Raw genomic sequence first — 9,785 nt, 5'->3', positions numbered from 1 at the left:
TTGATTTTGACGTTTTTCTTTTGTTAGAATGTGAAGCGTGGTTTAACACTTTCTGCTAACGGAAAACGGCTTTGTGCAGTGGCGACAAAATATTACAAATCCTTATACTTTGTCTGAAATTTCTAAAGATGCAGAATCGTTATACTGCAAACTTTCAGAGCCATTGCACAAAACCGATGTTGTAGGAAGTTTTTTATTTTTTTTGACTATAATAAATTATACTTCCTATAATTGGCATCCAAAACTGCAAAAAAATATAATTATTTTTTTCTCTTTTAGATAATTTTGAATTTTTCAAAATATCGGGAATTGTAATAATATTTGCAATTAAAAAAATTATAATCAATACAATTACAACTATAGGATTACTTATCATAATATCAATTTTTTAATTAGTTGCTGAAATTACTACACACGCAGCCGCTGTTGACATTTCGCAACTTCCCCACCAAGGTAATCCAGACATGTGAAATATCTCACATATTGCTGTAGAAGTTGAATTCATTTGAATAGCAACAGAAATACATCTGTAACATTCGCTCCATGTTACATCTCCATTATGATTTGGGTCACAAGAAACATTTTGAGGTGCTCTTTTGTTTGCAACACTACTATATTTGTCTTTTAATTCCTGCGATAGACCTGTACTATTATATGATGTATATATACCGTTACTTACTGAAATTTGTGAATGAAGAAAATTATCAAAATTTAAATCATACAACTTTATACTTCCGTTTTCTGTATTTAGATTGTAATTACTTAAATCAGCATAGTTCAATGCAAATTTATCATTATTTGGTAAATAATTAGTTCCTTTTAAATCTAAAACTTCAAGTTTAGCAATAATTTGATTATTATTTATAATTGGAATAATAAATAAGTCATAAATTTGTTCATTAACATTTATTTCTTTGTACTGAACATTATCCAAATCCATTTGTCCATCAGCTTCAATAAAACCTTTATGTCTTAAATAAGTATCTGATGAAAGAAATGTATTTACGGTTGGAGTTCCTTCTCTAGCAGATAATTTATTATTCGTTTCCACGACTTTTTCTACTGATTTTTGCTCAGTTTTTAAATCATCTTCATTACAAGAAATTACGATTGATAAAATCGCAAATGCCATAAATTTAAATAGTTTTTTCATTTTTTTTAATTTTGTTTAACATTTTTTACAAAAAATTATTAACAGAGTTTTGTTTTTAATCGTTTCATCTGTTTTCCTTATGTCAATCAAAGTTGCTTTAGCGATATTCAGAAACGCTCTGCTAATAAAATTTCCTACAACGGTTAGCGTGTTTGCGAAGGAGCGGGGTAGAAAGTACTATAGTTTCAACTTTGCACCAACGTTAGCAAAACCATTTTTTATTTGCTAAAATACAAAAATGGAAATAAAAAATGGTTTTTGCGACCAAGAAAGTACAACAGTTCAGTTTTGCACTTAACCCGCTCTTTTGCAAACACGATGTTGGCGACAGTTTTTTATTATTCAAGATTATAGTTTTGTTGAGCCCACATTTTAGAAGGTTTTATCCATTCATCAGAAGCAATATATAGAAATCCGTGTTTTAAACCCGTATTTAATTCAATTTCTTTGAAACGAGTGACTTTTAATTTAGACGTTTCTTTTCTTTTAATTGCTGTAACTCCAAAAATATCAGATTTTTCATATACTGTTAAGATATTTCCGCAGAAGTTAATATCTGGAAATTCATCAATGTCTGTGTCTTGAAAACTTCCAATAAATACAAAATTTAAATTGGGATTTTTTGCAAAAGTGGAAACAAATTGAGCAATATATCCTCCTTTAGAAGTTCCAATTACAGTGATGTTGTTTGGTTTGACTCCTTCTGTAATTAAACTGTCAATCTGTGATACAATTTTTTTTGCGTATTTAATTCCATCACTTTTTGGTTCTCTTTTTTCGCTTATAACAATAAAACCGTCTTTTCTGAATGATGCTAAAATTTCATTGTATTCGGCTTTAGTTCCATATTTAGGTTCAACGGTTCCAGAAGGGTTATCCTCTAAAAATTTATTGTGCAAAAAGAAAATATAATTTTTCTGTGGCTGTTTATTAGCAATTTTCAGATTACTATTTTGACAAGATATTAAAAGAAAAAAAGAGAATATATAAAATAAAATTTTCATTTATGTAAATGATTTTTGATAAAATTGTTGCCAACGAGTTGCGTATTGCTGAAGGACGGGCTTTTATGCCTAAAAGTTCAACTTTCTCTGAACCCAGCAAATTGCTTTTTTCGTGAAACTAGATTAAAGAAAAAAGTTGAAACGAAAAAGCAAATTGCGACTAAAAATGCAAAAACTTTCAATTTATAATTCAACCCCGTCTTTTAGCAATACGATGTTACCTGCAGCGCCTTTTTCCACAAAACTTTTTCGGAGTTATGATTTTCAGTAAGTTTTAAGAATAATATTCCATTCAATTCCAATTTTTTTTTCGGTACAAAAAAAAGCAAGGATTTTATTCAGCATAATTTTACTCCAATTAGCAGAATTTTATTGACTACGTCGAATCTTCGATTTCACGCCGTTTTTCATTCAGATATTCACGTCGTTATGCGCAAAGTTTGTGAAATTCGTTGCCGAAACTGTCGTTGAATAAATTCGGTTCGATTTGAATTCAGATTTTTTTCAGTCAGTCAAGTAGAAGATGAATTCAGACCTTGTTTTCAAACAAGTTTGGTCTGGATTCAGTTTCTTTTTTATTCACTCAAGTCCGAGTTTAATTTAACACGAGATTTTGTTCAATGGCAGTTGCAGGTAACGAAAAAGTATTGCCGAAGTGCGGGTTTTAACACCCAAAAAGCTCAATTTTCTCTTACTTTAGCAATTGCTTTTTTGTGAAACTAAATTACAAAAAAATGTGGAACAAAAAAGCAATTGCGACGAAAAAAATCAAATCTTTCAATTATTACTTCAACCCCGCATTTTGGCAATACCATGTTGGCAGAAGTTGTTTTATTCAGTCCATTTTAAAAATTCTTCAAATATTTGTTGAACCTTACTTTCTGATTTTTCATTTTCATTTTTTGGCACTGTCCTAAATCCATGGTCAAGGTTAGGATACATTCTGTAGGTTAAATTATTTTTTTTATTTTTAATAAATTCAATTGGTATCAGTAAGCTTGATTCAATTGGAACTGCATTATCTTTTGTTCCGTTTGCAACAAAAATAGGTATATTTATTTTCAATAAATTATCAATTGAAGGTTCAGAAAATTCAGTCCATCTTTTGTAAGAATGACCGAGCCATTTTTTTTCAATGCTATTAGGATTTTTGTAAATGTCCTTAATTTCTACAAATAAATTTTCTAATTGTTCTTTTGTTTCTTCTTCAGTTGCTTTTCCTGCAATTTCATCTTTTCTGTAAAATAATGCAAAATCATAGAATTGTGTATTTGCTCCTCCCGACCAAAATCCAATATGAGTAATTTTTTTATTTATAGTTCCCAATTTTGCCACTACATCACTTCCTTCAGAATGTCCTATAACAATTACTTTTTTAGGATTTCTAATTAAGTTTTTGGTGACATAATTTATAACTTCATTTCCTTGTTCTGCTCTGTATTTTAAACTTTCTCTTTCGTAAAAAGATTTTGGTGTTTTAAATTCTCCTTGAACATAAAAGGGAATTGATTTTTTTGAAATTAATATTAAAGCATAATCATTAGGAATACTTTTTAGTTTTAACATGTTTGAACTATAGGTTACTATTCTTGGTTTTAAAGTTACTTCATTTTTATCATTTTTAATAGTGTCGTTAATTGTCATTGTTTGATAAATTGGGTCAGAACCTGAACCTTGAAAGAAAACTATAATTTTTTTATATTCTTTCAAATCATATTTTGAATAAACATGAAAATTTATTGTGTCATTTTTTTTTATGATTTTAAAATGTTTGAATTCTTCATAAGGCTTTATTTCTTGAGTTTTAGCAATGCTAAAAAATAAGAAAGTCGTGAATATCAAAATCGTCTTCATTTGCGGGATTTTTATACAATTTCTGCCAACGGTTCGGGTATTTATGAAGGGCGGGCAAAAGTGAACTGAAAGTTCAACCTTTAACCAAACGGAGCAGATGCTTTTTCCATGAAACGAACTTACAAAAAATTAGTGGAATGGAAAAGCAGCTGCGGCTAAAAATGCAAAAAAGTTCAACTAACTCTTAACCCCGCATTTTGCAAATACAATGTTAGCAGAAGTTTTTTTATTTTTTTAATATATAAAGTATATTCGGAGTGTCTAAATCTCTTAAAAATCCAACTTTTATCCTATTATTAGTTATATATTCGTAATCTAAAGCCGGAAACGAGATTGCATTTTCAGAAAATTTTCCATTGAATTTGATTTTGTATTTTTTATCAATTGTTATAAATCTAGTTCCCTCATAAATTTGCCTACTACTTATATTGCTGTTAAAATCAAAAGTGAAGGGAGGAATTTTTCTTTTAGTTAATGTTTTTACAAAATAATTGTCAAGTACAAACGAACTATCTGTGGAAGATTTATTTTGAATTATAAAATTTTTATTATCATAATTTTTATAATATAAACTGTCATTTGATTTGTCGTTATAACTGTTTTTTATTTTTCCATTATAATCAAGTTTAAGATATTTTTTAATTTTAGTTTCATTGTCAATAGTTTCTATTACAATTTCTTCCTTTTTAATGTCAGTAGTAATTCCATTTAAATATTTTAACGATAAATCGTTAATGTTTTCAGCAATATAAATTTTATTTGAGAGTAATTCGTTTATAGGCTTATATAGGGTGGTGTCAATTTCCTTATCGATAAAGAAAATATTAAATTCTGAGTTTTCATCCATTTCTACACTTTTCTTACAACTAAAGAAAAGTAAAAAGCAAATTGGGAAAAAAAGTTTATTTGGGCGACCTAGTTTCATAAAATTTCTGCTAACGAAAAAGTATTGCCGAAGTGCGGGTTTTTACACCCAAAAAGTTCAATTTTATCTGACTTTAGCAATTGCTTTTTTGTGGAACTAAATTACAAAAAAATGTGGAATAAAAAAGCAATTGCGACGAAAAAAGTATAATCTCTCAATTATCAGTTCAACCCCGCATTTTGGCAATACCATGTTAGCGGTAGTCTTTTTTTTCGGTATTTTTTTTCAAAGTCCTTTTTTGAAAAATTTTTAAAGTAATAAATACAATTAACCAAATAAAAAGTGCAATTATTATAATAAATAAGTCAATATTTTTTAAATTTAAATTACTTAATTCAACAAAGTCAATTCCAAAAAATAAAATAGCAGCAAAATAAATTGTGTGATAAACAATCATTGCATTATTCAGGTTCAATACTTTTTTTCTAAATATTATAATATTTGCAATAACACCAATAATTAAAGAAATTCCAGAAGCAATCATAATTCCAAATGGCATCATTCCAACTTCTCCTCCGGGACGGTTTGTTGTTTCTAAATATTCAATGAAAATTACAGTATTTAGAAATCCAATTACAAAAAAAAGTCCAATTAATTTTTCTAATTTTTTCAATATACATAAGATTTTTCGTAAGATTGCGTACAACGAAAAAGTATTGCTGAAGGACGGGCTTTTACGCTTTAAAGTTCAATTTTCTCTGACCTTCGCAATTGCTTTTTTGTGGAACTAAATTACAAAAAAATGTGGAACAAAAAAGCAATTGCGACGAAAAAAGTAGAGTAGTGCAATTATCACTTCAACCCCACATTTTGGCAATACACTGTTAGCAAAAGTTTTTTTATTTTTACAGTAAATTTTAAATATGAACATTGAAATAGAATTTCGAGCGAAAAGTATTGAAAGTAATGAGTGGATTTTTGGTTACCTTATTCCTTTTGAAGATTCTAATATAAGAAAAGCAATTTTTAGACTAAATAAACAGAGTAAAAAAGAAATTATTGAAATAATTCCAAGCACAATAAGTCAATTTACTGGATTTTTCGATAATGATAATAATAAAGTTTTTACAAATGATATTGTCAAAATAATTACAAGTTGTGTTCGTGGTGGTCGAATTTATACTGAAAAAGTTGTCTTTAAGTCATATGAGTTTCAAGTTGAACATGAAAGTGGTAGATCATTGCCACTAAGTTATTATTCAAATCATATTAATACATTCTCTATTTTTGTAATTGGTAATATTTTCGATGACTTAAACTTATTAAAAGAAAGTGAAATTAGAGATGATTTTGACAATCTGTTTTAGTTTGACTCAATATAAACTAACTAAATTTATGTTTAAAAGCACGTCTGAATCCATTTTCATAAGCTTCTTGAATAGTTTTAGCATAAAATTCGTCTTTATTTCTAATTTGAGTAACATCATATTTTTGGTCAAATGGTAAATGATAAATTTTATTTATTGTTCCATCAGAATTTCTTGTCACATTACATTTTATCCGGGGAAATTCAACCAACTCTAATTTAATAATTTTTACATCAAGTGTTTTTGCAAATTTTTTCGCAGTTTCTGACAATTCTATATTTGTCATAAATACTGGTGTATAAATTGTGAAAAGTTCATTTTTGTTAATTTTTTCTATAAAGGTTGTTGCAAATAACTGAAGAATATGTTTTTCGTGAATTAATTTTTCTTTAGACCAAAGTTTGCATTGAATGATATGGATATCGACACCTTTTTTTGCAATTAAATCTCTACCTAAATCATTCAATTTTTTTTCTATTCCGTGATATTCTACTTCCCAACCTTGATTTTCATAATATTGTCCACAAAAAAGTTCATAATCTCTTCCAATCTGCCAATTAGTTTTTTTCCCTTTTATATAATTATCAAGGGCTATCTGATTTCTTTCATTTTCGTTGAATTTTTGATATTCTTCTTTTGTTAAATATTGCTTTACTAAATCAGCTTCTTCTTCAATTGTCTCAAGGTTTTGATAGTTATTCAATTCTTTAATTGAGTCAAAATCTTCAACATATTCGGACAGTTCAGGAAATAAGTTTAATAAATATTCATATTTGTACAACATCAATTTGTAATCTTCTAAATATTTTTTAGTTTCTTTTTTTAAATCCTGTATTCTTTGCGCCTCAATATTTGCAGGTCTCGATTTTGTTTTTAAATATCTTGCACTTATATCATAATGCAATAATTTGTAGTCAACAAACAAGTTTATAATTTTTTTTATTGAATCATTTGAAAAATTATCAAGCATTAAAAATAATTTTTCCTTTTCATAAAGAGTCTTTTCAGCGTGTGATTTTCTAAGTTCTAGATATTTGTTTTTTTTAAAAAGAGATTCATTTTCTTTAATTAATTTGCTTTTATTATCAATTAATTTCTTATTTTCGTTTGAATATTCTGCAATTTTCGAATTAAGTTTTTCGATATTTTGTAATAAAATACTTTTCTCTTCCTTTTTCATTTTTAGAAATCCAAGAACATAATAGATAGATATAAATAATGTTATTACAATTGCTAAATAAATAAAAGTAATTAGATTCCAATTAATATTATTTATTACAAATGCTATTATAAAAAATACTATAATAAATGATGTACAACCTGAATCACTAGAACTATTTTTCACAGTTTTAATTTTGTAAAATTTCTGCTAACGAAAAAGTATTGCCGAAGTGCGGGTTTTTTACACCCAAAAAGTTCAATTTTCTCTGACTTTAGCAATTACTTTTTTGTGAAACTAAATTACAAAAAATTGTGGAATTGAAAAGCAGTGGCGGCGAAGAATATTCAAATTTTCAATTTGAGTATTCAAGCCCGCTTTTGCTAATACACTGTTAGCGGTAGGCATTTTTTTTAATTTTTATATAATTCTTCATTCCGTTTTTCCCAATAATCTCCAAGTTGACTACGAGTCTTTAATAATAGCTTAATTATTTCACTAAGAGAAGATTCTGAAAACTGCAAATATTCTTGTTCCATTCCATTTGTAGAAATTCTTAAATTCACATAAGTATATCCATCATCATCTGTATTTTCCCAATCTGCGTGTACTACAAGATTTCGAAGTCTTCCTGACTCTCGTAGGTTTGCAATTAAATTTTCATAATCATCAATTTGTATTTCACAAGTTAGATGAAAATCATCACTAAATCTCTTGAATAAGTCCACTTTAGTTGAGTAGCTCATTTTATGCAAAACAATTAAACCTATTGCATCTGTTCTATCAGTAAAAATCTCGCATATAATTCCATCTAAAACTTTTTCAAGACCATTAAAATACATCACAATTAGTCCAATTAAGGGCAGAGAATTATTTAAGTATTCTTCTGCTACTTCTTCATCTTGAATTTCATGATATATATGTTGCTCAAATATTTTCTTTTTTTGTTTCATGTGCTTTTTTATGCTTACCGCTAACGAAAAAGTATTAGCGAAGGCGGTCGAAAAGTGAACTGAAAGTTCAGTTTTAGGCCAACTGAAGCCAATGCTTTTTCAATGAAGTAAACTTACAAAATAAATACGGAATTGAAAAGCAGTGGCGGCGAAGAATATTCAAATTTTCAATTTGAGTATTCAAGCCCGCTTTTGCTAATACACTGTTGGCCGTAGTTCTTTTTATTCTATTTTAGTTCTCTTTTCCTTTTCACATATCTCATTTAGTAAAAATAAGATGTCTTCTTTGAAGTTTTCTGTTGCGTTATCAGTTTCATAAACTTTTATGCTTTTCTCGTTTTTTATTATCACTTCATAATTTCCTGCATCTGATACAAATTCTGGATTATTATAATTGTAGCCTTTCTCTGTTATTTTAGTTACAGCATTTTGAATTTCAGCCATTCTTTCCACAGATAGACTTCCTTTAAATTTTCCAATTTTAGTTGAATCAATATTTTCTCCGTCAAAAGGATTGTGTTCAATATTTAATGTGAAAGACCTGTCTTTATTCAATATCAAATCGTAATCTGAAATTCCGAATCCTCCAGAATGATAAACCAAGCTATCAAATTCATAAGTTTCATTTTTGCAATTTAGTGTGCATAAAAAGCAAAAAACAAACAGTAAATATATTAAACGCTTTGTTTTCATAGAATTACGGCTAACGAAAAAGTATTCGCGAAGGACGGGCTTTTACAAACAAAAATTTCAACTAAAAACCAAGCCAAGCAAAAAACTTTTTCTTTTCACTAAATTACAAAATTATTGGAAAAAGAAAAGTCTTTTTGCGACAAAATATTACAAAATTTTCAATACTGGAATTCAACCCCGTCTTTTGCGAATACACTGTTGCACGATGTGTCTTTTCAAGTATAATGTTCCTCTTCCCTTTTTACCTCTTAAATTTTAAATTTTCAGAGTTGAATTTTGAATTTTGAAAGTAGAAATTTTAAGATTTTATTTCCAATTTACTTTCACTCACTCAGATTTTTAAGATTTCGCAGATTTTATTCCTGCAAGTTTTACTCACGTCGTTATCCGTGAAATTTTATTCCGCTTTTTTTAGAATTTTAGTTTGCTGTTTTAGTTTCGTTGTGCGGTATGTTGTCAAAATTTAGTTTCTCAAAAGTTTGATTCCACATTTTATTCAGTCACTTTGATAGAAAATGAATTCAGACCTTTTTTCCAATAATTTTTTGGTCTGAATTTAGTTTCTTTTATTCACTCAAAAATTTCAGAATTTTCTTTTTAGAAGAGAGTTTTGGTGACATATCGTGCAACGAAAAAGTATTGCCGAAGTGCGGGCTTTTACACCCCAAAAGTTCAATTTTCCCTGACTTTAGCAATTGCTTTTTTGTGGAACTAAATTACAAAAAAATGTGAAACGA

General features: G+C 28.0%; 9 protein-coding genes. 1 reads left to right on the top strand and 8 read right to left on the bottom strand.

Annotated elements, in window-relative coordinates; all coding sequences use genetic code 11:
• Window positions 1-388: 388 nt before the first annotated feature.
• The 5 genes from AC4AGG_RS13765 to AC4AGG_RS13745 all read right to left on the bottom strand — a co-directional run bounded on the left by AC4AGG_RS13765 (window position 389) and on the right by AC4AGG_RS13745 (window position 5,549).
• Window positions 389-1,153, bottom strand: a complete 765-nt coding sequence (locus AC4AGG_RS13765) for a hypothetical protein (protein WP_489772587.1) — start codon at window positions 1,151-1,153, stop codon at window positions 389-391.
• Window positions 1,154-1,491: 338 nt separating this feature from the next.
• Window positions 1,492-2,052, bottom strand: a complete 561-nt coding sequence (locus tag AC4AGG_RS13760) for an alpha/beta hydrolase (protein WP_489772586.1) — start codon at window positions 2,050-2,052, stop codon at window positions 1,492-1,494.
• 936 nt (window positions 2,053-2,988) lie between these two features.
• Complete coding sequence (locus tag AC4AGG_RS13755; protein ID WP_489772585.1) at window positions 2,989-4,011, bottom strand: alpha/beta hydrolase family protein; 1,023 nt, start codon at window positions 4,009-4,011, stop codon at window positions 2,989-2,991.
• Between the two features lie 226 nt (window positions 4,012-4,237).
• The gene (locus AC4AGG_RS13750) at window positions 4,238-4,858 is read right to left on the bottom strand and encodes a hypothetical protein (RefSeq protein WP_489772584.1); all 621 of its coding nucleotides are present in this window, start codon (window positions 4,856-4,858) and stop codon (window positions 4,238-4,240) included.
• A gap of 271 nt (window positions 4,859-5,129) precedes the next feature.
• Entirely contained in the window at window positions 5,130-5,549 is a 420-nt protein-coding gene (locus AC4AGG_RS13745) for a hypothetical protein (protein ID WP_489772583.1), read from the bottom strand.
• Between the two features lie 250 nt (window positions 5,550-5,799).
• Here AC4AGG_RS13745 and AC4AGG_RS13740 point away from each other — a divergent pair, with 250 nt between their 5' ends.
• Entirely contained in the window at window positions 5,800-6,243 is a 444-nt protein-coding gene (locus AC4AGG_RS13740; protein ID WP_489772582.1) for a YopX family protein, read from the top strand.
• Between the two features lie 16 nt (window positions 6,244-6,259).
• Here AC4AGG_RS13740 and AC4AGG_RS13735 read toward each other — a convergent pair whose 3' ends face one another.
• The 3 genes from AC4AGG_RS13735 to AC4AGG_RS13725 form a co-directional block, all read right to left on the bottom strand.
• Window positions 6,260-7,423, bottom strand: a complete 1,164-nt coding sequence (locus tag AC4AGG_RS13735) for a restriction endonuclease (RefSeq protein ID WP_489772581.1) — start codon at window positions 7,421-7,423, stop codon at window positions 6,260-6,262.
• Window positions 7,424-7,815: 392 nt separating this feature from the next.
• Window positions 7,816-8,355: a hypothetical protein gene (locus AC4AGG_RS13730; protein WP_489772580.1), complete on the bottom strand. Its 540-nt coding sequence runs from the start codon at window positions 8,353-8,355 to the stop codon at window positions 7,816-7,818.
• Between the two features lie 222 nt (window positions 8,356-8,577).
• Window positions 8,578-9,048: a hypothetical protein gene (locus AC4AGG_RS13725; protein ID WP_489772579.1), complete on the bottom strand. Its 471-nt coding sequence runs from the start codon at window positions 9,046-9,048 to the stop codon at window positions 8,578-8,580.
• Window positions 9,049-9,785 lie beyond the last annotated feature (737 nt).

The sequence above is a fragment of the Chryseobacterium sp. CG10_8 genome, from assembly GCF_058117085.1.
The sequence above is the reverse complement of the archived record's forward strand: the minus strand, read 5'-3'. Positions and strand labels throughout refer to the sequence as shown.